Raw genomic sequence first — 25,221 nt, forward strand, 5'->3', positions numbered from 1 at the left:
GAATGCATCCCAACCAAGGTTGGCATCTACCAGGGCAACGACATGCCCGACGGCTGGCAATCACCAGAGCTGCGGCATGCCCGGTAGCCGCCAACCTTGGTTGGCGCCGTTCGGGCCACGTCTCAGCGCAGCAGCGCAATCACCACGCACACCACCACGAGAGCCAGCGCAGGCCATTGCATCGGCAGGAAGAAGAAGTGATGGGGTGCGGCCTCGCCCTTCTGCCGGGGCACACGATTGAGCCACAGGCCCAGCAGTACGTTCACCGCTGCGCCGATGCCTGCACCCAGCAGCACCTGGGGCAGTGGAGTGTTGCCCTTGGAGCCTTCATGCGGGAAGAAGTACGCCAGCAGCAGGATGGCTGCGATCGGCGTCACCAGCGTCATGAATCCCCAACCTCGATAGATCATCTTTGCAGACCGCGTAATAAACGACCTGCATTGGAACAGATCGGGTATCGCCCGGCCAAGAAGACCGTGTAGATCCACGCATGGCGTGGATCTACCGGCCGCGCCGCCGTTGCAGCGGCGCGGCCCTTTCCACTCAGCGCAGTCCGGTCTCGTTGCGGGCGATCACCAGGCGCTGGATTTCCGAGGTGCCTTCGTAGATCTCGGTGATCTTGGCATCACGGAAGTAGCGCTCCAGCGGCATTTCCTTCGAATAACCCATGCCGCCATGGATCTGCACCGCCTGGTGGGTGATCCACATCGCGGCTTCCGAAGCGGTCAGCTTGGCCACCGCCGCTTCCGTGCTGAAGCGCTTGCCCTGGCCCTTCACCCACGCCGCGCGCAGGGTCAGCAGCAGTGCTGCGTCCAGCTTGCACTTCATGTCGGCAATCTTGGCCTGGGTCATCTGGAAGGTGCCGATGGCCGCGCCGAACGCCTTGCGCTCCTTCACGTATTCCAGGGTCGCTTCATAGGCGGCGCGGGCGATGCCGATGGCCTGCGAGGCGATACCGATGCGGCCGGCATCGAGCACACTCATGGCGATCTTGAAGCCCTCGCCTTCCTGGCCCAGCACATCCTCAGCCTGCGCCACGTAATCGTTGAACTCGATCTCGCAGGTGGCCGAGGCACGGATGCCCAGCTTCGGTTCGGTCTTGCCGCGACCGAAGCCCGCCTTGTCGGTATCGATGAGGAAGGCAGTGATGCCGCGCGCGCCCTTGTCCGGCTCGCTCATCGCGAACAGCACGATGTACTTGGCCACCGGGCCGGAGGTGATCCAGCTCTTCTTGCCGTTGATCACGAAGGTGCCGTCGGCCTGCTTCACCGCGCGGCAGCGCATGGCGGTCGCGTCCGAGCCGGACTGCGGTTCGGTCAGCGCGAATGCACCGATGGCCTCGCCTTCGGCGATGGCACGCACGTACTTCTGCTTCTGTTCCTCGGTACCGTGGGTGAGGATGCCATTGCAGAACAGCGAGTTGTTGACCGACATGATGGTCGAGTGGGCAGCGTCGGCGGCAGCGACCTCCACCATTGCCAGCACGTACGCAACCGGGTCCATGCCCGCGCCACCGTATTCGGTCGGCACTTCGATGCCCATCAGGCCGTTCTCGCCGAGCAGGCGGATGTTGTCCAGCGGGAACTCGCCGGTGCGGTCATGGTGCTCCGCGCTCGGGGCGATCTTTTCCTGCGCGATGCGCCGCGCCACGTCCTGCAACATCAACTGCTCTTCAGTAAAGCTGAAATCCACAACACCCTCCCGGGTACATGATGTTATGGGCCGCGCACGGCGTGCCCAGGTGCCCCGATTGTACCGGGGCCCGGCGGCTTCCGTACGCCAGCGACTTGACCGCAGCAGGCCTTCTCAGCGAATATATCTCTATATCGCGATAGGTAGATATTTATGGATCTTGAAGACTGGTCGACCCGCCTGAAGGTGTTCGCCGATGCGACCCGCGTGCGCCTGCTGGCGCTGCTGGAGCAGGAGGAACTGACCGTGGCCGAACTGTCGGCGATCACCCGGCTGGCACAGCCGCGGGTGTCCACCCATCTGGCGCGCCTGAAGGAAGCCGGCCTGGTTCGCGACCGCCGTGCCGGCGTGTCGGCCTATTACCGCTTCGACGAGGCCCAGCTGGACCCGGCGCAGCGTGCATTGTGGCATGCCTTGAGCAATGGAAGCGACGACCCGCTGCTTCGCCAGGACGCCGAACGCGTCGCCGCCGTGCTGGCCCACCGCGCCTCCGACCAGAACTGGGCCGACAGCGTGGCCGGCGACATGGAGCGCCACTATTCTCCAGGCCGGACCTGGGAGGCCCTTGCGCGCACCGCGCTGCCACTGCTGGAAACCGGCGACGTGCTGGACATTGCCTCCGGTGATGGCGTGCTGGCCGAACTCGTCGCCCCGCATGCCAAGCGCTACATCTGTATCGACACCAGCGCACGCGTGGTCGCCGCCGCCAGCGAGCGCCTGCGCCGCCTGCCCAATGTGGAAGTGCGCGAGGGCGACATGCATGCCCTGCCGTTCAAGGACGGCAGCTTCGACCTGGTGGTGCTGATGCATGCGCTGACCTACGCCAGCAAACCGGCGCAGGCGGTGACCGAAGCCGCACGCGTGCTGCGCCCCGGTGGCCGCCTGCTGCTGTGCAGCCTCGCCCGCCACGAGCACAAGGCAGCAGTGGAGGCTTACGGCCACGTCAACCTCGGTTTCAGTGACAAGGAACTGCGCAGGTTCGTCGACAAGGCCGGCCTGCAGGTGTCCAGCCTGGAGACGGTTACCCGCGAAAAGCGTCCGCCGCACTTTGAAGTGATTTCACTGATCGCCAACAAGCCCTGAGCCGAGACCGCCATGCCTGCCCTGCCCTGGTTGCATCCTGATCGTGCCAACGCCCTGCTCGACGCCCTGCGCGAGCGGATCCTGATCATCGACGGCGCGATGGGTACGATGATCCAGCGCCATGGCCTGCAGGAAGACGATTACCGTGGCGAGCGCTTCGCCGATGGCTACGACCATCTGCATGGCCCCGGCTGCGATCACGCAACACCGGAAGGCCATGACCTGAAGGGCAACAACGATCTGCTGCTGCTGACCCGGCCGCAGATCGTCGCCGACATCCACACCGCCTACCTGGAAGCGGGCGCGGATCTGGTCGAGACCAACACCTTCAACGCCACGTCGGTCAGCCAGGCCGACTACCACCTCGAACACCTGGTGTACGAATTGAACAAGGCCGGTGCCGCAGTTGCGCGAACCTGCTGTGATGCAGTGGCTGCGACCACGCCGGGCAAGCCCCGCTTCGTGATCGGGGTAATCGGCCCCACCAGCCGCACCGCCTCGATCAGTCCCGACGTCAATGATCCGGGCTTCCGCAACACCAGCTTCGACGAGCTGCGCGACACCTACCGCGAAGCGATCGAGGGCCTGATCGACGGCGGTGCCGACACCCTCATGGTCGAGACCATCTTCGACACGCTCAACGCCAAGGCGGCGCTGTATGCGCTGGAAGAGGCTTTTGATGCGCGTGGCGCTCGCTTGCCGGTGATGATCTCCGGCACCATCACCGACGCGTCCGGACGCACCCTGTCCGGGCAGACAGCGGAAGCCTTCCATGCCTCGCTGGCGCATGCACGACCGCTGTCGATCGGACTGAACTGCGCGCTGGGTGCCGATGCCATGCGCCCGCACGTGGAAACCCTTGCACAGGTCGCCGGCTGTTATGTCAGCGCACACCCCAATGCCGGCCTGCCCAATGCCTTCGGCGAGTACGACGAAACGCCGGAGGACATGGCCAGTACCCTGCGAGGCTTCGCCGAAGATGGCCTGCTGAACCTGGTCGGCGGCTGCTGCGGTTCCACCCCGGACCATATCCGTGCAATTGCCGAGGCCGTGGCCGGGCTGCCGCCGCGCGCCCTGCCCGGTTCCCAGGAGCAGCAGGCCGCATGAGCACCTCGCCCTACACCCGCCTGTCCGGGCTGGAACCGCTGGTCATTACTCCGGATCTGCTGTTCATCAACGTCGGCGAACGCACCAACGTCACCGGCAGCGCGCAGTTCCGCAAGCTGGTCAAGGAAGGCCGCTACGAAGAAGCGGTGGACGTGGCCCGCCAGCAGGTGGCCAGCGGCGCGCAGATCCTCGACGTCAACATGGACGAGGGCCTGATCGATTCGGAAGCGGCGATGACCCGCTACCTCAACCTGATCATGTCCGAGCCGGACATCGCGCGTATCCCGGTGATGGTCGACTCCTCCAAGTGGAGCGTGATCGAGGCCGGCCTGAAATGCCTGCAGGGCAAGAGCGTGGTCAACTCGATCTCGCTGAAGGAAGGCGAGGCACTGTTCCGCGAACACGCACGCAAGGTCCTGCGCTATGGCGCCGCCGCGGTGGTGATGGCCTTCGATGAAAGCGGGCAGGCCGATACCTGCGCGCGCAAGGTCGAGATATGCACCCGCGCCTACCGCATCCTCGTCGACGAGATCGGTTTCCCGCCGCAGGACATCATCTTCGACCCGAACATCTTCGCCGTCGCCACCGGCATCGAAGAGCACGACAACTATGCAGTGGACTTCATCGAAGCCACCCGCATCATCAAGCAGACGCTGCCGCACTGCCATGTGTCCGGCGGTGTCTCCAACGTGTCGTTCTCGTTCCGTGGCAACGAAACGGTACGCCAGGCCATCCACTCGGTGTTCCTGTACCACGCCATCGCCGCCGGCATGGACATGGGCATCGTCAACGCCGGCGCCATGCCGATCTACGACGAGCTGGAGCCGGAACTGCGCGAGCGCGTGGAGGACGTGATCCTCAACCGCCGCAGCGACGCCACTGAGCGCCTGCTGGAAATCGCCGAGCGCTACAAGGGCAAGAAGGGCGCGGCAAAGACCGAGGACCTGGCCTGGCGCGAGAAGCCGGTGGCGCAGCGCCTGGCGCACGCGCTGGTGCATGGCCTGGACGCCTATGTGGAAGAGGACACCGAACTGGCCCGCCAGGCCTCCAGCCGCCCGCTGGATGTGATCGAAGGCCCGCTGATGGACGGCATGAACGTGGTCGGCGACCTGTTCGGCGCCGGCAAGATGTTCCTGCCGCAGGTGGTGAAGTCCGCGCGCGTGATGAAGAAGGCGGTGGCCTACCTGCTGCCGTACATCGAAGCGGAAAAGGCGCGCAGCGGCGACACCGCCAAGAGCAACGGCAAGATCATCATGGCCACGGTGAAGGGCGATGTGCATGACATCGGCAAGAACATCGTCGGCGTGGTCCTGGCCTGCAACAACTTTGAAGTAGTCGACCTTGGCGTGATGGTGCCGGCACAGAAGATCCTCGATGCCGCCCGTGAACACAACGCCGACCTGATCGGTCTGTCCGGGCTGATCACTCCGTCGCTGGAGGAGATGAGCCACGTCGCCCGCGAGATGCAGCGCCAGGGCTTCGAGCTGCCGCTGCTGATCGGTGGCGCCACTACCTCGCGTGCGCATACCGCGCTGAAGATCGACCCGCATTACAAGGCGCCCACGGTGTGGGTGAAAGATGCCTCGCGCGCGGTCGGCGTGGCCCAGTCGCTGATCTCGCGTGACCTGCGTGAAGCCTTCGTTGCCGCCAACGAGGCCGACTATGCCGAGATCCGCGCGCGCCACCGCAATCGCGGCGATGCCAAGCGCCTGGTCACGCTGGAACATGCACGCGGGCAGAAATTCCAGGGAGGATGGGACAGCTACACGCCGCCGGCACCGAACCAGCCCGGCCTGCACGTATTCGACGACTACCCGCTGGCCGAACTGGTCGACTACATCGACTGGACGCCGTTCTTCCAGGCCTGGGAGCTGGCCGGCAAGTTCCCGGCCATCCTCACCGACGAGATCGTCGGCACTCAGGCCAGCGATCTGTACAAGGATGCCCGCGCGATGCTCGAGCGCATCGTCGGCGAAAAGTGGCTGACCGCCAAGGCCGTGTTCGGCCTGTGGCCGGCCAACAGCGTCGGCGACGACGTGCGCGTGCAGCACCCACAGGGCGAGACCACGCTGCACTTCCTGCGCCAGCAGGTGGACAAGCCGGCCGAGCGCCCCGATTTCTGCCTGGCCGATTTCATCGCGCCGGCCGACAGTGGCCAGCAGGACTGGATCGGCGCCTTCGCGGTGACCGCCGGCATCGGCATCGACGCCCACGTGGCGCGCTTCGAGGCCGACCATGACGATTACAACGCGATCCTGCTCAAGGCCCTCGCCGACCGCTTCGCCGAAGCGTTGGCCGAGCGGCTGCACCAGCGCGTACGCACGGAATTCTGGGGCTACGACCACGCCGAGACGCTGGACAACGAGGCACTGATCGACGAACAGTATCGCGGTATCCGCCCCGCGCCGGGCTATCCCGCCTGCCCGGAGCACAGCGAAAAGCGCTGCCTGTTCGACCTGCTGCAAGCCGAAGCGAACGCCGGCATGGCGTTGACCGAGAGCTTCGCGATGCTGCCCACCGCAGCGGTATCGGGTTACTACTTCAGCCACCCGCAGAGCCAGTATTTCGTGGTCGGCCGGCTCAGCCGCGAACAGGTCGGCGACTACGCACGCCGCAAGGGCGTGGACCGCGCCCAGGCCGAGCGCTGGCTGGCCTCCAACCTCGACTACGATCCCGAATGACACAGAAGGGGGGCGGAGGAGATTAAGTCGTTTGTGCCCCAAACGACTTGATCCCCTCCGTCCCCTTTTTGCTTCATCATTCCGCGATGACTGTCCCCGTTGCCCGCCTCTCCAGCTTCTACCTGTTCTACTACGCAGCGCTCGGTGCGTTCACCCCTTACTGGAGCCTGTTCCTCACTGCGCGCGGCATGAGCGTGACCGCGATCAGCGTGATGATGGGCCTGTGGTATGCAACGCGTGTGGTTGCGCCCAGCACCTGGACCTCGCTGGCGGCGGCCTCGCCACGGCCGATCCGCCTGCTGCGTATCGGCTGCCTGCTGACCCTGATCAGCTTCGCCGCGTTCCTGCTTCCTCTGCCGCAGCCGTGGATGTATCCGGCAATGGTGGTGTTCTGCTTCTTCTACAACGCGGTAATGCCACAGTTCGAGTCGATCACCCTCACCCATCTCGGCAGCGACAGCCATCGCTACGGCCTGATCCGGGTCTGGGGCTCACTGGGCTTCATCGCCATCGTGACCCTGTTCGGCTGGCTGATCGAAGGTGACGGCACCTCCAGCCGCGCCGGGCTGCTGCCGTGGATGATGCTGCCGCTGTTCGTCCTGCTGGTCGCTTCCGCCTTCAGCAATCACTACGCGCGCGGCATCGGCCGGACCGAAGGCGACGCCAGCGGCTTCTGGCAGATCGTGCGCCGCCCTCCGGTACTCGCGTTCTTCCTCGCTGCCTTCATGGAGCAGCTTTCGTTCGGACCGTACTACACGTTCTTCTCGGTCTACATGGACCATCACGGCTACCGCACATCCACGCTCGGCCTGCTGTGGACCATCGGCGTGGTGTTCGAGGTCGGCGTGTTCTTCACCATCGGCCGTTTCTTCCGTCGCTACGACGCCAGCTGGATGCTGCTGATCGCGCTGGTCAGTTCCTGCCTGCGCTGGGCGGTCACCGCGCTGTTCCCGGAGAACCTGCCGGTGATGCTGCTGGCCCAGACCGCGCATGCGCTCGGCTTTGCTGCTTTCTTCGCCGCAGCCATGCAGATGCTGGCGACCTATTTCCCGGGCCGCCTCAACGGCCATGGCCAGGGCCTGCTGTACGGTTTCTCGTCCGGTGTCGGCGGCGTGCTGGGCGCGCTCATTGCCGGCCAGCTGTGGAAGATCGACGATGGCCGCACCGCATTCCTGGCGGGGAGCGGGTTTGCCCTGGTCGGCGCATTGCTGTGCTTCTTCGCACTGAGCATGCCACTGATCCGCACACGCCGGAACCGCTCCGAGGCCTGACGACGGCGCCAGTCCTACTGCTGCAGCAGTATCTGCTTCAGCGATGGCAGAAGCACACGGTTGCCATGCGCGCTGAGGTGGTCGCCATCGAAGAACAGCGGCCGGCCATCGCGCTGCGCCCGGCACAGCACGTCATCGCACAGCACCGGCATCGGATCCCACAGCACACCGCCTGGCAGGCCATCGACCACCTGCTGCAGGCTGCCCAGCATCGGTGCCCGCAACGTTTCCATCGCCTCGCGCATGCTGTCCAGACCATTGCGGCAGACCTCGTTACGTGAATTGAAGCGATCCGAGCATCGATACGGCGGCGCCGGCAGCACCGGTTTGGGCGCCTCCAGCACGATGCGTACACCACGCTCTGCCAACGGCCGCCATTGGGCGATCGCCTCCACCACCTCGGCCTCACGCCCCGCCGTGGCTTCCGGGGTCAGCTCGCCCGCCAGCTGCGCCTGCGCATCGAACAACACGAACTGATCGGACAAGCGCGGTATGCGCAGCGACACCAGCACCACGGCATCACCCGGCTGCGCACGCCGCGTGATGTCGGCGAGCACTGCCGCATCGAAATCGCCACAGCCCGCGCCCGCACCCCGCCACTTCTGCAGGCTCACCTGCGGGCATCCACCACGGCCATAGAGGACGACCTCCGAACCGGTCTCAAGCGCCAGTCGCTGCAGTAGTTCGATGTAGGCCATCGCATGCGAATCGCCGGCAACGAACACCCGCTTCGACGTACCGGCCGGCAGCGGCCGGTTGCAGGCCCCACGGGCATAGGTGCGCATGCTGCCGCCCGCGAAGCGCTGCTTGTCCGTCACCAGTGCACAATCGGGATAGTCGCCTGCCACGCTCTTGCCGTTGGGATACCAGTCGGCCGGATGCCGGCTGACCGTGCTCAGTGATATCCACGGTGCCTGCAGGTACAGCACCGTCTGGGAGCCGGCCGCGACCAGCAGCACAGCCGCACCTGCCAGCACCCAGCGACCCGGGCGCAGACGCTGCGCCCATGGCCCCCGGAACGGTTGTTCTACCCAGCGCCACGACACCCACGACAGGAGCAGCACCAGCGCCATCGCAGCGGTCATCTGCAGGGGCGTCTGCAGGCCCACGGTCCAGCGCATCAGCACGAACACCGGCCAGTGCCACAGATACAGTGAGTACGACAGCAGGCCAATGGTGCGCATCGGCCTGCTGGCCAACAGGCGTGCCACCCAGGCCTGCGGATGATGATGCAGCGCCCATAGCAGGCCTGCCGATGCAAAGGTCGGCAGCAGGCCATCAGGCCACGGTGAACGGCCGGCCCGTGCGCTCCACAATGCCCAACACAGCAAAGCCAACGCCACCACCGCGAGCAGCGAGAACACGGGCGCAGCGCGCTTCAATGCCGCCCCCGTCACTTGATCGAGTGATGCGCGCACGTGCAGCAACTGGAACAACAGTACACCAACACCCAGTTGCCACAGCCGCGTAGTGGTGGCGTAGAACGCCCACGATGGGGGTGCCTCGCGCAGGCCCAGCACCGCCGCATGCAGCAGCGACGCCGCGCTGACCACGGCAAACAATCCCAGGCTCATCCAACGCCCGCGCGCGCCGCGCGCCCAGGCCAGGAACAGCAGCGGGAACAGCAGGTAGAACTGCTCCTCCACGCCCAGCGACCAGGTATGGGTGTAGGGATTGAATTCGGCCTTGGGCGCGAAATAATCGTTGCCGATCAGCGCCAGTACCCAGTTGCTGAAGCCGAAGAATGCCATCAGCCCGGTCTTGTCACTGGCCTCGCTGAGCCAGGACTCGGGAATGAACAGTACGCTGGCGACGGCGGTCAACAGCAGGCAGCTGATCAGCGCAGGTGCGATGCGACGGATGCGGCGCGAATAGAAGCGCAGCATCGACTGCCACAGCGACAACGGCGGCAGCCGGTGCACCGACGCGCTGACCACAAACCCGGAAATGACGAAGAACACGTCTACGCCGGTGAACCCGCCTGGCAACCAGGCCGGGTCAAGGTGGAACACGATGACGGCCAGTACGGCAATCGCGCGCAGGCCGTCAATGTGCGGCACGTAGCCACGGCTTGGATCAGCGGTCATCCCTTTCTCCCGACCGCAGAGACAGTGCCGTCCGCAGTGGTTGCGCCTTTACCAGACCAGGTCGTCCGGCACCTGGTACTGCGGGTCCGCGTACGGATCTTCCTCGGTCGGCGCATCCGGATCGACCTTCAGCGCCACCGAGGCGGCGAACACCGCTTCGGACTGCGCCAGCACGTCGGCGGTTACCAGCAGGTAGCGGCCATTGAGCTGCACCACGCCCAGCTCACCGGCATTGAGCGCGGTCAGCTGTTCGGCGGTCACGTAGATGCGCTTGATCTTGCCGCCGTACGGGAAGTGGCGGGCGATGTCCGCCGCCTCGGCGTTGAGGCTCTTGTCCTTCAGCAGTTCTTCCAGCTTGGCCTTCGCCTCACGGCGAACGCGTGCTTCTTCCTGCTTCAGGCGCTCGGTCTCGATGCGCTCTTCCTTCTCCCGCTGCGCGCGGATGGCATAGGCCTTGGCCAGGTCCATCTCTTCGGCGCTGCGCGGCTTGCGCGGGCCCTGCTGTCCCTGGCCACCGCGCGCATGCCCGCCGGGCTTGCCCGCGCCACCATGACCGTGCCCGCGACGCTCGCCGGGCTTGTGTTCGCCCTTGCCTGCGCCCTGCGGCTTTCCATTGCCGTTGCCACCCTTGCCCTGCGGGCGGCCATCACGACGGGGGCCATCATTCTTGCGCTCGGGCTTGGGCGCGGGCTTGAAGCCCAGGCCCATCAGCTGGTCGCGGAGGGTATCGCTCATAGGATTCGGATCAGTAGTGCGGCGGCGGCGGTTCGCTCGCCGGATCAGAAGAATTCAGTGCGTTGCGGACCTTGCCCAGGTCTTCCAGCAGCACGCGCAGCACATCGGCGTTGCGCATGCCCTGCATGCGGGCATCAGCCAGCGCATCGCTCAGTTCGGCCAGCGCCTGTTCCTGGAAGGACACGCGCATTTCCAGCTCGACCAGGCGCGCTTCCAGCGCCTGCTCGCGTTCAGTGGGCATATCAGACATGCAACGAGCGCCCCCGGCCAATGCCGTAGTACGCAAGACCTGCAGCTTCCACTTCGCCCGGCTCATACAGGTTGCGGCCGTCGAACACCACTGCGTCCTTCAACTGCTCGCGCAGCTTCTGGAAGTCGGGGCTGCGGAACTGCTTCCACTCGGTGACCACCACCAGTGCATCGGCGCCCTGCAGTGCTTCGCCTGCCGTGCTGCAGAACGTGAGGTCGTCGCGCTCACCGAAGATGCGCTGCGATTCATGCATCGCTTCCGGGTCGTAGGCACGCACCGTGGCACCGCCTTCCCAGAGCTGGGCCAGCAGGCGACGGCTGGAGGCCTCACGCATGTCGTCGGTGTTCGGCTTGAAGGCCAGGCCCCATACGGCGAACGTCTTGCCGCGCACGCCTTCGTCCTCGCCCTTGTCGTAATGGCGCTGGATGAGGGCGAACAGGTGGCCCTTCTGTGCATCGTTGACCGCTTCAACCGCATTGAGCAGCTTCGGCTCCAGGCCATACTGCTGGGCGGTACGGGCCAGTGCCTGCACGTCCTTCGGGAAGCACGAGCCACCGTAGCCGGCGCCCGGATAGATGAAGTGCCAGCCGATGCGCGGGTCCGAGCCGATGCCCTGGCGGACCTGCTCGACGTCGGCACCCACGCGTTCAGCGATGTTGGCGATTTCATTCATGAACGAAATCTTGGTCGCCAGCATCGCGTTGGCGGCGTACTTGGTCAGCTCGGCCGAGCGCACGTCCATTTCCACCACACGGTCGTGGTTGCGGTTGAACGGCGCGTACAGGCGACGCATCACCGCCACCGACTCCTCGCTGGTCGCACCGATGATGATGCGGTCCGGGCGCATGCAGTCGGCGACTGCGTCGCCTTCCTTCAGGAATTCCGGGTTGGACACCACGTCGAAGGCGATGTCCGCGCCCCGCGCGGCCAGCTCTTCAGCGATGGCTGCACGCACCTTGTCAGCGGTGCCGACCGGCACCGTCGACTTGTTGACCACCACGGTCGGCACGCTCATGTGCCGGCCGATGGTGCGGGCCACGGCCAGCACGTACTGCAGATCGGCGCTGCCATCCTCGTCCGGGGGCGTGCCAACGGCGATGAACACCACCTGGCCATGCTCGATGGCGGCCGCCGCATCGGTGGTGAACGCCAGCCGCGAGGCGGCATGGTTGGCCTTCACCATCGGCTCAAGGCCCGGCTCATAGATCGGGATGATGCCCTGGTTGAGGCCATCGACCTTGGCCTGATCGATGTCCACGCAGACCACCTGGTGGCCTGCGTCGGCCAGGCAGGTACCGGTCACCAGTCCAACGTAACCGGTACCAAAAATCGCAACGCGCATATCCGTATTCGCTCCTGAATGACTTACGGCAGAACGCCCAGCAGCTCGACGTCGAACGTCAGCGTCGCGTTCGGGCCGATCGGGCCGCCCGGGGTGCCGTTCTCGCCGTAGGCCAGTTCGCCCGGGATCCAGAAGCGGTACTTCGAACCGACCGGCATCAGCGCGACGCCTTCGGTCCAGCCCTTGATCACCTGGTCCAGGCCGAACTCGGCCGGCTGGCGGCCGTAGGAACTGTCGAACACGGTGCCGTTGAGCAGCTTGCCTTCGTAGTTCACGCGCACCTTGCTGCTCGGCAGAGGACGCTCGCCGCTACCCGGGCGGATCACCTGGTACTGCAGGCCCGACGAGGTGGTCACCACGCCCGGCTGGGTCTTGTTCTTGGCCAGGAATGCGTTGCCTTCCGTGCGGTTGGTCTGCGCAGCCTGGGCGGCCTTGGCCTGCATTTCAGCCTGCTTGGCACCCATGAAGGCCTGGATGGTGGCGGTCGCGTCAGCTTCCGTCATCTTCGGCTGGCCCTTGGTCAGGCCGGTGCTGATCGCGTCAAACAGCGAGGCGACATCGATATCGTCCTTCAGCTGCGCCAGCGACGGGCCCACCGAGTAGGAGCCGATCATCTGCGACACCTTGACGCGGTCGACCTTCGGCGGCTGCGAACCCGGTGCCACGCCCGGCACCTGCTGGCCACTGCGGGCCATCACGACCTGGCGCAGGGCGGCATCGGTGGCCTTGGCCTGTTCCTGGGTGATCTGCGGCTGCAGGCCCTCGAACGAGCGCTCCACGGCAGTGCGCAGCGCGGCCACATCGATCTCATCGGCGATCGGGGTGAACGACTTGGCGACATCAAGGCCGATGGCGTAGCCGAGTTTCTGCTTGGGGGAATTCAAGGTTGCGGTCTCCTTGGCGGCTGCGGGGGCAGCCGGTTGTTGCGACAGAGCGACACCCGAAGTGCCCATCGCCAGAATCAGAACCGACGCCGCGGCGCCGCGCATTCCCATCTTCATTCGCTGCATTCCTGGAAGTGTCTGGGCGCCGACGTCGGCGCGAAAAGAAGCATTGTCGCACGCATGCCGTCGATGTCGAGGCATGCGTGCCGGATATCAATGCGTGGCGGCTGCCGCCAGCGCCTTGTCGATGGCCGCGGTCAGCTGCGGATCGTCCGGCGTCACCTTGCTGGCGAACTGGGCAATGACCTTGCCATCGCGGCCCACGAGGTATTTGTGGAAGTTCCAGGCCGGCGCAACGCCGGTCGCTGCGGTCAAGCGCTGGTACAGCGGCGTGGCCTGGGTACCGACCACATGCACCTTCTCGAACATCGGGAACTTGACGCCATAGGTCAGGGTGCAGAAGTCCTGGATCTGCTTCTCGTCACCCGGTTCCTGGCCCTTGAAGTCATTGGAAGGGAAGCCCAGCACCGCGAAACCGCGGCCGGCATAGCGCTTCTGCAGCGCCTCCAGCCCTTCGTACTGCGGCGTGTAGCCACACTTGCTGGCGGTGTTGACCACCAGCAGCACCTGCCCGTGATAGCGCTGCTGCAGATTCACCTGCTGCTTGCTGGCCAACGGCCGGTATTCCAGATCGAGCAGGTCGGCCGCCAGCGCACTGGCGGAACCGGCGGCACCGGCCACCATCAGGGCCAGCAGGGACAGGCCGCGCAGGCGGCACGGGGAAACGGTCGGCAGGGGCATCAGAGGCGGTCCGCGGTAGCCATTCACAAGGCCCGGCCAGCGCTGGCCGGGAATCGGCCGAACTATAGCACCGGGCTCCGGCACCCCTGATGGCACAGGCCCACACGGGCTTTGCGCTGCGTGGCGGATGCGCTGCCCGGGCGCCATCGATGGCGCAGCGATGACATAGCATGGACATCACTGAATGGAGGGCGGCCCCGGGAAGACCCCTGCGGCAGTTTTATTTCCCTTTTAAATCAATCAAATAAAGGGATATTTCAGCAATCTGACCACCCCTGCCATCAGTTGGGGGCGGCAAGGGGTTGCACGTAGGCGTGCCGGTGTTATAGTTGCATACAACACCAGTCACCTGAGACAGGGGGAAGCCATGAACGTCCGGATCCGTCGCAACCTCACCGCACCCGCGGCCGTCGCTGTTTCGACCCTGCTCGTGCTGGCCTGGTGGGCCACGCCCACCGCCCCTGCTTCTGCCGCTGCTGAAAGTCCGCAGGACGCAACGCTCTCCCCGGCAGGGAACGCCCCCTCCTCCCCCCCTCCCCCGCGTCGGCTGCACAGCGCGCTGTCCATGCCGTATTTCTCGTTCGCCCAGCCGCTGACCCCACGGAGCTGAATATGAGCGACATCCAGTGGAGCGACGGCGCTCCCATCTACCGTCAGTTGAAGGAGCGCGTGATCGCCATGATGCTCGACGGAATCCTCAAGCCGGGCGATGCCCTGCCTTCGGTGCGCCAGGTGGCCGCCGACTATCAACTCAATCCCATCACCGTTTCGCGCGCTTACCAGGAACTGGCCGACGAAGGCCTGGTCGAGAAGCGCCGCGGCCTGGGCATGTTCATGACCGAGCAGGCGGCCACGCAGCTGCGCAGCAGCGAGCGCGACCGTTTCCTCAACGAAGAATGGCCCGCGGTTCTGGAGCGCATCCAGCGCCTGGGCCTGAGCCTCGACGAATTGCTGCCCCAGGGGAAAGTCTGATGAATAGCACTGCAAGTGAGTCGGTCATCACCGCCCGAGGCCTGCGCAAGGCCTACAAGACCACGGTCGCCCTCGACAATGCCAGTTTCAGCATTCCAAGCGGGCGTATCGTCGGCCTGATCGGGCCCAATGGCGCCGGCAAGACCACCGCGCTGAAGGCCCTTCTGGGCCTGACCTCGGTGGAGGGTGAACTGAGCGTGCTCGGCCGCGACCCGCGACTGCACCGCGACGAACTGATGAACGACATCTGCTTCATCGCCGACGTCGCCGTACTGCCGCGCTGGCTGAAGGTCCGCGAGGCGATCGACTTCGTCGCCGGCGTGCACCCGCGCTTCGACCGCGCCCGTTGCGAGCGCTTCCTGGCCAACACCAAGCTGCAGCCGAAGCAGCGCGTGCGCGAGCTGTCCAAGGGCATGATCGTGCAGCTGCACCTGGCGCTGGTGATGGCCATCGATGCCCGCATCCTGGTGCTGGACGAACCGACCCTGGGCCTGGACATCCTGTACCGCAAGGAGTTCTACCAGCGCCTGCTGGAAGACTACTTCGACGAACAGAAGACCATCATCGTCACCACCCACCAGGTGGAGGAGATCGAGCACATCCTCAGCGACGTGATGTTCATCCGCGACGGCCGCATCGTGCTCGACGCGGAAATGGACGACGTCGGCCAGCGCTACACCGAGCTGCTGGTCAATGCCGACCAGCTGGACACCGCCCGCGCCCTGAAGCCGATCGACGAGCGCAGCCTGGCGTTCGGCAAGACCGTGATGCTGTTCGATGGCGTGCCGCGCGCCCAGCTTTCCTCCCTCGGCGAGACCCGCATCCCGGGCCTGGCCGACCTGTTCGTCGCCATCATGAAGGGGACCTACGCATGAATGCCGTCAACCACCCCGTCAGCCCGATCGGCACCCTGCGCTGGCTGCTCAAGCGCGAGTACTGGGAGAACCGCGGCGGTTTCCTGTATGCCCCGTTGATCGCCGGCCTGATCTCGCTGGTGATGAGCATCGCCGGCATTGCCTTCGGCCTCTTCGCACTGAACCGTGCAGCGCGCGACGGTGGCCTGCACATCGATGGCGAGAACGTGAACATCAATGGCCTGGACCTGGCCCTGCTCACCCGTGACATCAGTGCCAAGGACCTTGCTGATCTTGGCAACGGCCTGGACCTGACTCTGGTGCTCAGTTCAAGTTGGCCCTTCCTGGTGCTGGCCTTCGTGGTGTTCTTCTACTGCCTGGGCGCCCTGTACGACGATCGCCGCGACCGCAGCATCCTGTTCTGGAAGTCGTTGCCGCTGTCGGACACGCAGACCGTGCTGTCCAAGGTGATCAGCGCACTGATCGTGGCACCGTTGATCGCAGTGATCGCTGGCATCCTCACCATGTTCGGTTTCATGCTGATCATCAGTGCCGTCGCGCTGCTGCACGGTGGCAGCCCGATGACCCTGATCTGGGGCCCGGCCAGCCCGCTGACCCTTGCCGCTGGGCACCTGGCCTGGATTCCGGTCTATGCCCTGTGGGCCCTGCCCACCGCCGGCTGGCTGCTGCTGTGCTCGGCATGGGCCAGGAGCAAGCCGTTCCTGTGGGCGGTGATGCTGCCGCTGTTTGCCGGCATCATTGTCAGCTCCACCAAGATGATGCCGCTGTTCGGCCTGACCACCGGCTGGTTCTGGCAGAACATCGTCGGCCGCCTGCTGCTGGGGGGCGTACCCGGCATGGACCTGCTGTATCGCCTCGGCGCCGACGAAGCCTCGCGCCGCGATCTGGACTCGGTCGTCAGTCTGATGTCCCCCGCCTCGCAGCTGAAGTCGCTGGCGATGCCGGAACTGTGGATCGGCGCCGTCGTCGGTGCAGTGTTCATCTTCCTTGCCATCCGCCTGCGCAAGCGCGCCGGCGAGATCTGATCCCATCCATCCGGAGGCATTACCCATGCGTTCCCTGCTCGCCTGTTCTGCGTTGTTGCTGTTGCCGTTGTCGGCGCTGGCCGCCGATGCTCCGAACTGCAAGTTCACTGCTGCCCGCGCGCTGAAGCTGGACGTGGCCGGTGCCAAGACGGTGGTGTTCGAGGTCAACCAGCATGACCTGAAGGTGGTCGCCAGCGCTGGCGGCGGCCAGCTGGACGGCCGCGCCTGCGCGTCCAGCCAGGAATGGCTGGACCAGCTGGTACTGGACCAGCGCAAGGTGGGCGACAAGCTGGTGGTGAGCCTGCGCCGCGACGGCCGCCAAAGTGGCATCAGTCTGGGCAACAGCTACGCCTGGCTGGATATCCGCGGCAGCGTGCCGGACAACCTGCCGCTGCAGTTCAAGGTCGGCTCGGGCGATGCCAGCGTGGAAAACGCACAGTCCCTCAGCGTGGACGTCGGCTCAGGTGACGCGGTGGCCCGCGGCACCCGCGGCAGCATCCACGCTGCAGTGGGTTCCGGCGACCTCAACATCGATGGCGGCAGTTCCTTGAATCTGCTGTCGCTGGGTTCCGGCGACGTCACCGTACGCAACATCAGCGGCGACGCCAGCACCGGTACCGTCGGCTCCGGTGACCTGAAGATCACCGATGTACGTGGCAACGCGCGGCTGGACACGGTGGGCTCGGGTGACATCGAGTTCAAGCGCGTGCAGGGCAACGTTGAAGTGGGCGTGGTCGGCTCCGGCGGCGTCGACCTGGCCGACATCGGCGGCAATGTGCACGTCCGCAGCCACGGCTCGGGCGACATCCAGGTCGACGGCGTGCGCGGCACCCTGACCGTCGATCACAGCGGCAGCGGTGACGTCGATCATCGCAACGTCAGCGGGCGGGTCACTCTGCCGCGCAGCAAGTAACCCTCTTCCAGACACTATCAGGGGAACACCATGAACCTGTTGCGCCTGTTGCCCGCTGTGCTGCTGTCCCTGCCGCTGATCGCCTGCGGCGGCACGTCGTCCGCGCCCGACAAGACCGTCGGCAAAAGCGTCGCCGAAGCCACAGGTGGCGTTGGCGAGACCGTCAGAAACGCCATGGACGATGCCCGCAAGGATATCGCCCAGGGCAACATCAAGATCTCGGCGGACAAGCAGCCGCGTGCGGAGATCACCCCGGATGGCCGCCTGCTGATCGCGGGCAAGGAGATCGCTGCCAACGATATCCAGCGCCGCCATCTGCAGGACTACCGCGGCCACGTGGTCGCCATCGCGATGGACGGCATGGATGTCGGCCTGGCAGGCGCCAAACTGGGTGCCAGCGCGGCCGGCGAAGCGCTGAAGGGCATTTTCAGCGGCGACAGCGAAGGTGTCGAAAAGCGCATCAATGCCGAAGCCGAGAAGATCGAAGCCCAGGCCAAGCGCATCTGCGACCGCCTTCCGGCGATGCTGGCCAGCCAGCAGGCGCTCGCACGCGAACTGCCGGCGTTCAAGCCCTACGCGACCATGGACCAGGGCGACGTGGACGACTGCGGCAAGGACACCGTGGTCCAGCGCTAGGCCTGTGACAGATCAGCGCACCCGGCCGGCAGCGGCGTCCGGCTGCCGGCCGTAGTGCGCCGTCCGGCTTACAATGGCGGCCCCGGACGCCCCCGAACCGAATGTCATGAAGAAGCTGTTTCTGCTGCTGACCGCCCTGCTCTGCCTCGGCCTGGTCGGCTGTGACCAGGAATACCGCAACCACCGTGCCGAGCGCGGCAAGCCCAAGATTTCCGTCAGCGAAGGCATGGTCACCGTGCGTCGCCCGCCAGCACCGAACATCATCATCCTCGCCGATGGCACGATGAAGATGGACGAGATCCAGATTCCGCTGGACGACGGACAGAAGCAGATGCTGCAGACCATGTTCGGCAAGCTGCAGGTGCTGCGCCAGAACACCCTGGTGGCCGCACCGGCCGATCCCAACATGCAGCCGGTGAAGATCCAGCCGCCCGAGGGCATGGAAGTGATTCCGACGGACCTGATCCAGCGCATCCCCGAGTTCAAGGATTACACCGACACCTTCGGCAACATCGTCGCCGACCGTCGCTGAAGAAAAACGCCGCCAGAGGGCGGCGTTTCCTTTTGTAGAGCCGGGCATGGGCTCGGCTCTACAGATTACAGAATCCGGATCAACCGCCGCCACCGCCACCGGCCTGGATGCCACCGGCCGTCAGCGCGGCCGGGTCCAGCAGACGACGCAGCTCGGCTTCGGCCAACCCGCTGTCCTCCAGTGCCACGTCCAGCACCGGGCGCTGTTCCTTGTAGGCACGCTTGGCAATCGCCGCAGCCTTCTCGTAGCCGATGATCGGATTCAGTGCGGTGACCAGGATCGGATTACGCGCCAGCGCCTCGGCCACGCGATCCTCACGCACCTTCAGCCCGGCGATCGCGCTGTCCGCCAACAGGGTCGACACGTTGGCGAGCAGGCCGATGCCATCGAGCAGGTTCACCGCGATCAGCGGCAGCGTGACGTTGAGCTGGAAGTTGCCGGTCTGGCCAGCCACGGTGATCGCGGTGTGGTGGCCGATGACCTGCGCACAGGCCATCACGGTCGCTTCCGGAATCACCGGATTGACCTTGCCCGGCATGATCGAGCTGCCCGGCTGCAGTGCCGGCAGTTCGATCTCGCCCAGCCCGGCCAGCGGACCGGCGTTCATCCAGCGAAGGTCATTGGCGATCTTGATCAGCGCCACGGCCAGCGCATTGAGCTGGCCGGACAGCTCGACTGCATCGTCCTGCGCGGCCAGGCCTTCGAACTTGTTCTCGGCGCTGTCGAACTTGACACCGGTCTGCTGCTTCAGCGCCTTGGCCACTTGTGCACCAAAACGTGGGTCGGCGTTGATGCCGGTGCCGATGGCGGTGCCGCCCAGCGGCAGGCGACGCACGCGCTTCAGGCTGTCTTCGATGCGCTCCTGCGCCGAGGCCAGCTGTGCGGACCATGCGCCGAACTCCTGCTCGAAGGTGAGCGGCATCGCATCCATCAGGTGGGTACGGCCGGTCTTGACCACCTTGCGCAGGCTGCGGCCCTTCTTGTCCAGGGTCTTGCGCAGGTGCACCAGCGCCGGCAGCAGCTGCTCATGCGTCGCCAGTACCGCCGACACGCGCAGCGCGGTTGGAATCACGTCGTTGGAGCTCTGCCCCTGGTTGACGTGGTCATTGGGATGCACAGCGGCCTTGCCGGCCTTGCCGGCACGGTTGGCCAGGGTGGCGATGACCTCGTTGGCATTCATGTTCGAGGAAGTGCCCGAACCCGTCTGGTAGACATCGATCGGGAACTGCGCGTCCCAGGTGCCGGCGGCCACTTCGGCGGCGGCGGTCTGGATGGCCTTGGCCACATTCTTCGGCAGGTGGCCCAGCTCGGCGTTGACGCCCGCGGCGGCGCCCTTGACCAGGCCCAGGGCGCGGATGAAACCGCGCGGCATGCGCTGGCCCGACACCGGGAAGTTCTGCACGGCACGCTGGGTCTGGGCGCCCCACAGGGCGTCCACAGGCACCTGCAGCTCGCCCATGCTGTCGTGTTCGATTCTGAAACCCTTGCTTGCAGCTTTGCTCATTGCATCAACTCCGCACTACTTCAGTTGGGGAAAGGGAAGCGGCGGCTGGCAGGGTGTCGCTTCCCGGGCTGGCGGCTGCGCCAACGATACTCCCTTGCCCGCAGCGTGGGATGACGAGCGCGGGCCAGATCGTTTCATCCGCAGGGCCGTGTTGTAGAACCGAACCTACGCTCGGCTGGCCCGTGGGCGCTGGATTACCCGGAGCAGCCGCGCGTGGGCTCGGCTCTACAGGGCACGCCTGCCCGGCACGTCGTAGAATATGGCCCCCGCCGCTCGTCCCAGCCCTGCCGACATGTCCGATTCCGCCCTGCTCGCCCTGTCCCCGCTCGATGGCCGCTATGCCGGCAAGGTCGATGCCCTGCGCCCGATCTTCTCCGAGTACGGCCTGATCAAGGCCCGCATCACGGTCGAAGTGGAGTGGCTGCTGGCCCTGGCCGCCGAGCCGGGCATCGTCGAGCTGGCCCCGTTCTCCGACGCCGCCGTCGCCCGCCTGCGCGCCCTGGCCGCCAGCTTCAGCCCGGCCCAGGCCGCGCGCGTGAAGGAAATCGAGCGCACCACCAACCATGACGTCAAGGCGGTGGAGTACTTCATCAAGGAACAGCTGAAGGACGACACCGAGCTGGCACCGGCGCTGGAATTCGTGCATTTCGCCTGCACCAGCGAAGACATCAACAATCTCAGCTACGGCCTGATGCTGGAGCAGGCCCGCCGCGAGGTGCTGCTGCCGACCCTGGACGGCATCGCCAACAGCCTGCGCAGCCTGGCCCACGCCCAGGCCGGCCAGCCGATGCTGTCGCGCACCCACGGCCAGACCGCCTCGCCGACCACCCTGGGCAAGGAACTGGCCAACGTGGTCGCGCGCCTGGAGCGCCAGCGCAGGCAGATCGCTGCCGTCGAGCTGACCGGCAAGATCAACGGCGCGGTAGGCAACTACAACGCGCACGTGGCCAGCTATCCGGACGTGGACTGGCCGGCCTTCGCCGAGCGCTTCGTGACCGGCCTGGGCCTGGTGTTCAACCCGTACACCACGCAGATCGAGCCGCACGACAACATCGCCGAGATCGGCGATGCCGCACGCCGCGCCAACATCATCCTGATCGACCTGGCCCGTGACATCTGGGGCTATGTTTCGCTGGGCTACTTCAAGCAGCGCCTGAAGGAAGGCGAAGTCGGCTCGTCGACGATGCCGCACAAGGTCAACCCGATCGATTTCGAGAATGCGGAAGGCAACTTCGGCATCGCCAACGCGCTGTTCGAGCACTTCAGCGCGAAGCTGCCGATCAGCCGCTGGCAGCGTGACCTGACCGATTCCACCGTGCTGCGTGCACTGGGCACCGCGTTCGGCCACAGCCAGGTGGCACTGGACTCGCTGGCCAAGGGCCTGGGCAAGCTGGAAGTGAACCCGCAGCGGCTGGACGCGGATCTGGACGCGGCCTGGGAAGTGCTGGCCGAAGCCGTGCAGACGGTGATGCGCCGCCATGGCCTGCCGAATCCGTACGAGCAGCTGAAGGCGCTGACCCGTGGCCAGGGCATCACCGCCGAGTCGATGCGTGCGTTCGTGCAGGGGCTGGAGCTGCCGGCGGATGCGAAGCAGCGCCTGCTGGAGATGACCCCGGGCAGCTACACCGGTCTGGCGGAATCGCTGGCGAAGAAGATCTAAGGGGTTTCCTTTGCGGCGGCGGCCGCGGGCGCTGCCTGCGGCAGGCAACGGCAACAGCAACATAAACGTCAAGAGCGGCTCTGGATTGCTGCTAGCTGGGCGGGTCGGGATGGGCCAGCGGGACACGCCGTGAACCCGTCCCTGGGGGCTCGATGGCGCCATCCATGGCGCCAACGGTCCCGCTGGCCCATCCCGACCCGCCTCTGACAGATTCCCGGTGACGGATCGAAGAGCACTGGGTTGTCGGGACGGAATTTGAGAGGGACGCGGCTTCGCCGCGTCCCTCTTTGTCTTTGGGATCGCTGTAGAGCCGAGCCCACGCTCGGCTCTACACGAGCAAGCGCAGCGCGCGACCCGCTTTTGTCTTTGATTTTCTTCTTCCATTCCGTGGCGGGCCACGCAGGAAACTGTCAGGGGCCGGGCGGGTGGGCTGCGCGGGGGCGTGAGCCGCATGGATGCGGCGATCGAGCTTACATGGACGTACTTGCAGCGTCCCCCGCGCAGCCCACCCGCCCGGCCAAGCCCATGAAGCCGGTCGACTAACAGTCGACCCTACCAAGATGTCGCCACGAGGGGCTCAGCCGTTGGCCGGACACCCCGCGACAAACCACCGCACGTGCGCAATCCCAACGAACGTCGGACAATGGAGACCTTGGTGGCCCGCCGCGCCGCCCCTCCCGCTTTCCGCTGCAAGGATTCCCCCATGGCCGCCCGCAAGTCCTCCGCCCCCCTCATCGAAGTCACCGCCCGTCCCGGCCAGCCGCTGGGCATGGCGCCGGCCACCTTCCTGCGCGATTTCTGGCAGAAGCGCCCGCTGCTGATCCGTAACGCCTTCCCGGACTTCCAGACCCCGGTGCAGCCGGAAGACCTGGCCGGGCTGGCCTGCGAGGAAGGTGTACTGGCGCGCCTGATCGAGCACGACAAGACCCAGGACGGCTGGCGCGTGCGCACTGGCCCATTCCAGGAAGACGTGTTCCCCGCCCTGCCCGACCACGACTGGACCCTGCTGGTGCAGGACGTGGACAAGTGGGACCCGGACGTGCGCGCCCTGATCGAGCACTTCAGCTTCCTGCCGCGCTGGCGCATGGATGACGTGATGATCAGCTTCGCCGCTACCGGTGGCTCGGTCGGCGCCCACGTCGACCAGTACGACGTATTCCTGCTGCAGGCCCACGGCCACCGCCGCTGGCAGATCGATGCCAGCGAATCGATCAAGGGCAAGCAGCCGCCGCTGGGCTTCCGCCCGGACGTGGAGCTGAAGCTGCTGAAGGTGTTCAAGCCGACCCACGACTGGGTGCTGGCACCAGGCGACATGCTGTATCTGCCGCCGAACGTGCCGCACCACGGCGTGGCCGAAGACCCCTGCCTGACCTTCTCGTTCGGCATGCGTGCGCCGTCCTCGGCCGAGCTGATCAGCGACTACCTGGACACCCTGATCGCCGATGCCGACGAGAACATCCGCTACCAGGATGCCGACCTCAAGGTGCCGGCCGACCCGAACGAGATCGACACGGTGGCGATGGCGCGGGTGATCACCGCGCTCAACGCCATCCGCATGAACGACCCGGACAAGCTGGGTGACTGGTTCGGCCGCTTCATCACCACCTACCGTGCAGCGGGCGAAGTGATGGCCCACCAGGCAGCACCGGCACCGGAGGAAGTGGTCCAGGCCCTGGCGTCGGGCCTGCTGCTGCAGCGCCACCCGTGGGCGCGCCTGGCCTGGCGCCGGGCCAAGCGCGGCGCCAGCCTGTACGTCAGCGGCCAGGACTTCGCGCTGCCGGTGAAGGACGCCCAGCGTCTGGCCGGCGCCGAACAGCTCGATGCCGCCGCCTATCGCGGCCTGTCCGACAAGGGCCGTGCCGTGGTCCAGCAGCTGCTGGTCGGCGGGGTGTTCCAGCTGATCGACCCGAATGAGGTATACGAGGCCGAAGACGAGGACGACGGCGAAGATGCCGCGGTGCTCGGCGAGGTCGTCGAAGGCCGTGACCGCGTGGATGCGATCGACGCCGATGCGGTGTCCGACGATGTCCACTCCGTGACCGTGCACGACGACGGCATCGAGGTCATCGTCAACTTCGAGGACGACGAGGAAGACGACAGCGACGTCGGCCGCGCCTGAGTCGCCGCCATGGTCCGGGTCCAGCAGGTCAGCCACGCCGACGCCCACGTCGCCATCCACGACGTGCGGCAGCGGGTGTTCGTGCAGGAACAGGGCATCGCCGCCGAACTGGAGCGCGACGCGCTGGACCCGGTCAGCGCCCATGTACTGGCGCTGGACGCCGACGGCGAACCGGTCGGCACCGGCCGACTGGCCCCGGATGGACGCATCGGCCGCATGGCGGTGCTGGCCAGCCATCGCAGCCGCGGCGTCGGTGAAGCCCTGCTGGAGGCACTGGTCGAGGCCGGGCGCCGGCTCGGCCTGGCCGAACTGCACCTGCACGCGCAGCTGCCGGCCCGTGACTTCTATGCCCGCCAGGGTTTCCTGCCCGAGGGCGAGGTGTTCGAGGAGGCCGGCATCGGCCACCAGCAGATGCGTCGCCGGCTGGGCGCGGCCCGCGCCATCGACGGCCGCGCCGAGGCGGTGGCGATCACCACCGCCATCATCCACCGCGCCCGCCGCCAACTGTGGCTGCACAGCCGCCAGCTGGACCCCGGCCTGCTTGACGCACCGCAGGTGCAGGCCGCCCTGCGCCGCTTCGTCACCGCCCGCCACGACAAGCAGCTGCGGGTGATCGTGCACGATGCGGCTGCCGTTGCCTCTGCCGGGGCACCGCTGCTGGCGTTGGCCCAGCGCCTGCCAAGCGTGATCCAGTTCCGCGAGGTCACCGACCCGGTCGACCGTGCGTTGGCCTCGGCCTGCCTGCTCAACGATGCCGGCGACTTCTACTTTCGTCTGATCGGGCATCGCCTCGACGGCGAAGCCGGCATCGCGCTGCCGGCACGTTCGCAGCCGTTCGAGCAGCAATTGCAGCGTGTCTGGGACCGTTCGCGCGATTGCAGCGAACTGCGCGCGCTCGGCATCTGAGCGCGGGCCACCGCGCCAACCTGTCTGGAAGCGGCACCGGGGGACGCGCGATGCCTCTGGTGATGCCCCTTCGTGTCCGGTTGGGGGTACAATTTGGCTGTTTGAACGCGCCCGTGCATGGCTATTCATCTTCGTGCCGGGTCCTT

At 66.1% G+C, this 25,221-nt stretch carries 22 protein-coding genes; 13 read left to right on the forward strand and 9 right to left on the reverse strand.

The window, feature by feature from the left end; all coding sequences use genetic code 11:
• Positions 1–122 precede the first annotated feature (122 nt).
• Together AC5P6E_RS12820 and AC5P6E_RS12825 are read right to left on the reverse strand one after the other, a co-directional pair.
• Positions 123–386 carry a hypothetical protein gene (locus tag AC5P6E_RS12820; RefSeq protein WP_019337351.1) on the reverse strand — a complete coding sequence of 88 codons (264 nt, stop codon included), beginning with the start codon at positions 384–386 and terminating at the stop codon, positions 123–125.
• A 157-nt stretch (positions 387–543) separates the two neighbouring features.
• Entirely contained in the window at positions 544–1,692 is a 1,149-nt protein-coding gene (locus AC5P6E_RS12825) for an acyl-CoA dehydrogenase family protein (protein ID WP_019337352.1), read from the reverse strand.
• 153 nt (positions 1,693–1,845) lie between these two features.
• Here AC5P6E_RS12825 and AC5P6E_RS12830 point away from each other — a divergent pair, with 153 nt between their 5' ends.
• From AC5P6E_RS12830 to AC5P6E_RS12845, 4 genes are all read left to right on the forward strand, one after another.
• Positions 1,846–2,775: an ArsR/SmtB family transcription factor gene (locus AC5P6E_RS12830; RefSeq protein WP_010480432.1), complete on the forward strand. Its 930-nt coding sequence runs from the start codon at positions 1,846–1,848 to the stop codon at positions 2,773–2,775.
• Between the two features lie 12 nt (positions 2,776–2,787).
• Positions 2,788–3,882 carry a homocysteine S-methyltransferase family protein gene (locus tag AC5P6E_RS12835; RefSeq protein WP_010480431.1) on the forward strand — a complete coding sequence of 365 codons (1,095 nt, stop codon included), beginning with the start codon at positions 2,788–2,790 and terminating at the stop codon, positions 3,880–3,882.
• Complete coding sequence (gene metH / locus AC5P6E_RS12840; protein WP_019337353.1) at positions 3,879–6,563, forward strand: methionine synthase; 2,685 nt, start codon at positions 3,879–3,881, stop codon at positions 6,561–6,563. Before AC5P6E_RS12835 ends, metH begins: the two co-directional genes overlap by 4 nt.
• An 86-nt stretch (positions 6,564–6,649) precedes the next feature.
• Complete coding sequence (locus AC5P6E_RS12845; protein WP_010480429.1) at positions 6,650–7,834, forward strand: MFS transporter; 1,185 nt, start codon at positions 6,650–6,652, stop codon at positions 7,832–7,834.
• 14 nt (positions 7,835–7,848) lie between these two features.
• On the opposite strand, the gene AC5P6E_RS12850 is transcribed toward AC5P6E_RS12845, so the two are convergent.
• The 6 genes from AC5P6E_RS12850 to AC5P6E_RS12875 all read right to left on the reverse strand — a co-directional run bounded on the left by AC5P6E_RS12850 (position 7,849) and on the right by AC5P6E_RS12875 (position 13,933).
• Complete coding sequence (locus AC5P6E_RS12850; protein ID WP_019337354.1) at positions 7,849–9,921, reverse strand: acyltransferase family protein; 2,073 nt, start codon at positions 9,919–9,921, stop codon at positions 7,849–7,851.
• A 48-nt stretch (positions 9,922–9,969) separates the two neighbouring features.
• Positions 9,970–10,656 (reverse strand): DUF2058 domain-containing protein, encoded by a 687-nt coding sequence (locus AC5P6E_RS12855; protein WP_019337355.1) that lies wholly within the window; start codon positions 10,654–10,656, stop codon positions 9,970–9,972.
• Positions 10,657–10,666: 10 nt separating this feature from the next.
• Entirely contained in the window at positions 10,667–10,906 is a 240-nt protein-coding gene (locus AC5P6E_RS12860) for a SlyX family protein (protein ID WP_019337356.1), read from the reverse strand.
• Positions 10,899–12,248: a UDP-glucose dehydrogenase family protein gene (locus AC5P6E_RS12865; protein WP_010480421.1), complete on the reverse strand. Its 1,350-nt coding sequence runs from the start codon at positions 12,246–12,248 to the stop codon at positions 10,899–10,901. The genes AC5P6E_RS12860 and AC5P6E_RS12865 overlap by 8 nt, the downstream gene beginning before the upstream one ends.
• Before the next feature lie 23 nt (positions 12,249–12,271).
• Positions 12,272–13,249 (reverse strand): FKBP-type peptidyl-prolyl cis-trans isomerase, encoded by a 978-nt coding sequence (locus AC5P6E_RS12870; RefSeq protein WP_019337358.1) that lies wholly within the window; start codon positions 13,247–13,249, stop codon positions 12,272–12,274.
• Positions 13,250–13,345: 96 nt separating this feature from the next.
• Positions 13,346–13,933 (reverse strand): glutathione peroxidase, encoded by a 588-nt coding sequence (locus AC5P6E_RS12875; RefSeq protein WP_019337359.1) that lies wholly within the window; start codon positions 13,931–13,933, stop codon positions 13,346–13,348.
• Between the two features lie 612 nt (positions 13,934–14,545).
• On the opposite strand from AC5P6E_RS12875, the gene AC5P6E_RS12880 reads away from it, so the two are divergent.
• The 6 genes from AC5P6E_RS12880 to AC5P6E_RS12905 all read left to right on the forward strand — a co-directional run bounded on the left by AC5P6E_RS12880 (position 14,546) and on the right by AC5P6E_RS12905 (position 18,886).
• Positions 14,546–14,905, forward strand: a complete 360-nt coding sequence (locus tag AC5P6E_RS12880; protein ID WP_006453095.1) for a GntR family transcriptional regulator — start codon at positions 14,546–14,548, stop codon at positions 14,903–14,905.
• Positions 14,905–15,780, forward strand: a complete 876-nt coding sequence (locus tag AC5P6E_RS12885) for an ABC transporter ATP-binding protein (RefSeq protein WP_019337360.1) — start codon at positions 14,905–14,907, stop codon at positions 15,778–15,780. Before AC5P6E_RS12880 ends, AC5P6E_RS12885 begins: the two co-directional genes overlap by 1 nt.
• Positions 15,777–16,805 carry an ABC-2 transporter permease gene (locus AC5P6E_RS12890; RefSeq protein ID WP_019337361.1) on the forward strand — a complete coding sequence of 343 codons (1,029 nt, stop codon included), beginning with the start codon at positions 15,777–15,779 and terminating at the stop codon, positions 16,803–16,805. The genes AC5P6E_RS12885 and AC5P6E_RS12890 overlap by 4 nt, the downstream gene beginning before the upstream one ends.
• 25 nt (positions 16,806–16,830) lie before the next feature.
• The gene (locus AC5P6E_RS12895) at positions 16,831–17,718 is read left to right on the forward strand and encodes a DUF4097 family beta strand repeat-containing protein (RefSeq protein WP_019337362.1); all 888 of its coding nucleotides are present in this window, start codon (positions 16,831–16,833) and stop codon (positions 17,716–17,718) included.
• 30 nt (positions 17,719–17,748) lie between these two features.
• A complete protein-coding gene (locus tag AC5P6E_RS12900) occupies positions 17,749–18,354 on the forward strand; it encodes a YggN family protein (RefSeq protein WP_010480405.1) in 606 nt (201 codons plus the stop codon).
• A 106-nt stretch (positions 18,355–18,460) separates the two neighbouring features.
• Positions 18,461–18,886: a hypothetical protein gene (locus AC5P6E_RS12905; RefSeq protein ID WP_010480403.1), complete on the forward strand. Its 426-nt coding sequence runs from the start codon at positions 18,461–18,463 to the stop codon at positions 18,884–18,886.
• Between the two features lie 79 nt (positions 18,887–18,965).
• Here the strand turns inward: AC5P6E_RS12905 and AC5P6E_RS12910 are convergent, their stop codons facing one another.
• Positions 18,966–20,390, reverse strand: coding sequence for a class II fumarate hydratase (locus AC5P6E_RS12910; protein ID WP_019337364.1), 1,425 nt, complete (start codon positions 20,388–20,390; stop codon positions 18,966–18,968).
• A 292-nt stretch (positions 20,391–20,682) separates the two neighbouring features.
• On the opposite strand from AC5P6E_RS12910, the gene purB reads away from it, so the two are divergent.
• The 3 genes from purB (at position 20,683) to AC5P6E_RS12925 (ending at position 25,075) form a co-directional block, all read left to right on the forward strand.
• Positions 20,683–22,050, forward strand: a complete 1,368-nt coding sequence (gene purB / locus AC5P6E_RS12915; protein ID WP_010480398.1) for an adenylosuccinate lyase — start codon at positions 20,683–20,685, stop codon at positions 22,048–22,050.
• A gap of 703 nt (positions 22,051–22,753) precedes the next feature.
• Entirely contained in the window at positions 22,754–24,169 is a 1,416-nt protein-coding gene (locus AC5P6E_RS12920) for a ribosomal protein uL16 3-hydroxylase (protein WP_019337365.1), read from the forward strand.
• Between the two features lie 9 nt (positions 24,170–24,178).
• On the forward strand, positions 24,179–25,075 hold the full coding sequence (locus AC5P6E_RS12925; RefSeq protein WP_262102191.1) for a GNAT family N-acetyltransferase: 897 nt from the start codon (positions 24,179–24,181) through the stop codon (positions 25,073–25,075).
• Positions 25,076–25,221: the final 146 nt, after the last annotated feature.

This window comes from Stenotrophomonas sp. YJH_SMC_16 (genome assembly GCF_059367875.1).

Bases quoted from the DNA above. Each gene is read 5' to 3' on its own strand.
- AC5P6E_RS12820 (WP_019337351.1), bottom strand. From the start codon at position 386: ATGACGCTGGTGACGCCGATCGCAGCCATCCTGCTGCTGGCGTACTTC.
- AC5P6E_RS12830 (WP_010480432.1), top strand. From the start codon at position 1,846: ATGGATCTTGAAGACTGGTCGACCCGCCTGAAGGTGTTCGCCGATGCG.
- AC5P6E_RS12835 (WP_010480431.1), top strand. From the start codon at position 2,788: ATGCCTGCCCTGCCCTGGTTGCATCCTGATCGTGCCAACGCCCTGCTC.
- metH (WP_019337353.1), top strand. From the start codon at position 3,879: ATGAGCACCTCGCCCTACACCCGCCTGTCCGGGCTGGAACCGCTGGTC.
- AC5P6E_RS12845 (WP_010480429.1), top strand. From the start codon at position 6,650: ATGACTGTCCCCGTTGCCCGCCTCTCCAGCTTCTACCTGTTCTACTAC.
- AC5P6E_RS12850 (WP_019337354.1), bottom strand. From the start codon at position 9,921: ATGACCGCTGATCCAAGCCGTGGCTACGTGCCGCACATTGACGGCCTG.
- AC5P6E_RS12855 (WP_019337355.1), bottom strand. From the start codon at position 10,656: ATGAGCGATACCCTCCGCGACCAGCTGATGGGCCTGGGCTTCAAGCCC.
- AC5P6E_RS12860 (WP_019337356.1), bottom strand. From the start codon at position 10,906: ATGTCTGATATGCCCACTGAACGCGAGCAGGCGCTGGAAGCGCGCCTG.
- AC5P6E_RS12865 (WP_010480421.1), bottom strand. From the start codon at position 12,248: ATGCGCGTTGCGATTTTTGGTACCGGTTACGTTGGACTGGTGACCGGT.
- AC5P6E_RS12870 (WP_019337358.1), bottom strand. From the start codon at position 13,249: ATGAAGATGGGAATGCGCGGCGCCGCGGCGTCGGTTCTGATTCTGGCG.
- AC5P6E_RS12875 (WP_019337359.1), bottom strand. From the start codon at position 13,933: ATGCCCCTGCCGACCGTTTCCCCGTGCCGCCTGCGCGGCCTGTCCCTG.
- AC5P6E_RS12880 (WP_006453095.1), top strand. From the start codon at position 14,546: ATGAGCGACATCCAGTGGAGCGACGGCGCTCCCATCTACCGTCAGTTG.
- AC5P6E_RS12885 (WP_019337360.1), top strand. From the start codon at position 14,905: ATGAATAGCACTGCAAGTGAGTCGGTCATCACCGCCCGAGGCCTGCGC.
- AC5P6E_RS12890 (WP_019337361.1), top strand. From the start codon at position 15,777: ATGAATGCCGTCAACCACCCCGTCAGCCCGATCGGCACCCTGCGCTGG.
- AC5P6E_RS12895 (WP_019337362.1), top strand. From the start codon at position 16,831: ATGCGTTCCCTGCTCGCCTGTTCTGCGTTGTTGCTGTTGCCGTTGTCG.
- AC5P6E_RS12900 (WP_010480405.1), top strand. From the start codon at position 17,749: ATGAACCTGTTGCGCCTGTTGCCCGCTGTGCTGCTGTCCCTGCCGCTG.
- AC5P6E_RS12905 (WP_010480403.1), top strand. From the start codon at position 18,461: ATGAAGAAGCTGTTTCTGCTGCTGACCGCCCTGCTCTGCCTCGGCCTG.
- AC5P6E_RS12910 (WP_019337364.1), bottom strand. From the start codon at position 20,390: ATGAGCAAAGCTGCAAGCAAGGGTTTCAGAATCGAACACGACAGCATG.
- purB (WP_010480398.1), top strand. From the start codon at position 20,683: ATGTCCGATTCCGCCCTGCTCGCCCTGTCCCCGCTCGATGGCCGCTAT.
- AC5P6E_RS12920 (WP_019337365.1), top strand. From the start codon at position 22,754: ATGGCCGCCCGCAAGTCCTCCGCCCCCCTCATCGAAGTCACCGCCCGT.
- AC5P6E_RS12925 (WP_262102191.1), top strand. From the start codon at position 24,179: ATGGTCCGGGTCCAGCAGGTCAGCCACGCCGACGCCCACGTCGCCATC.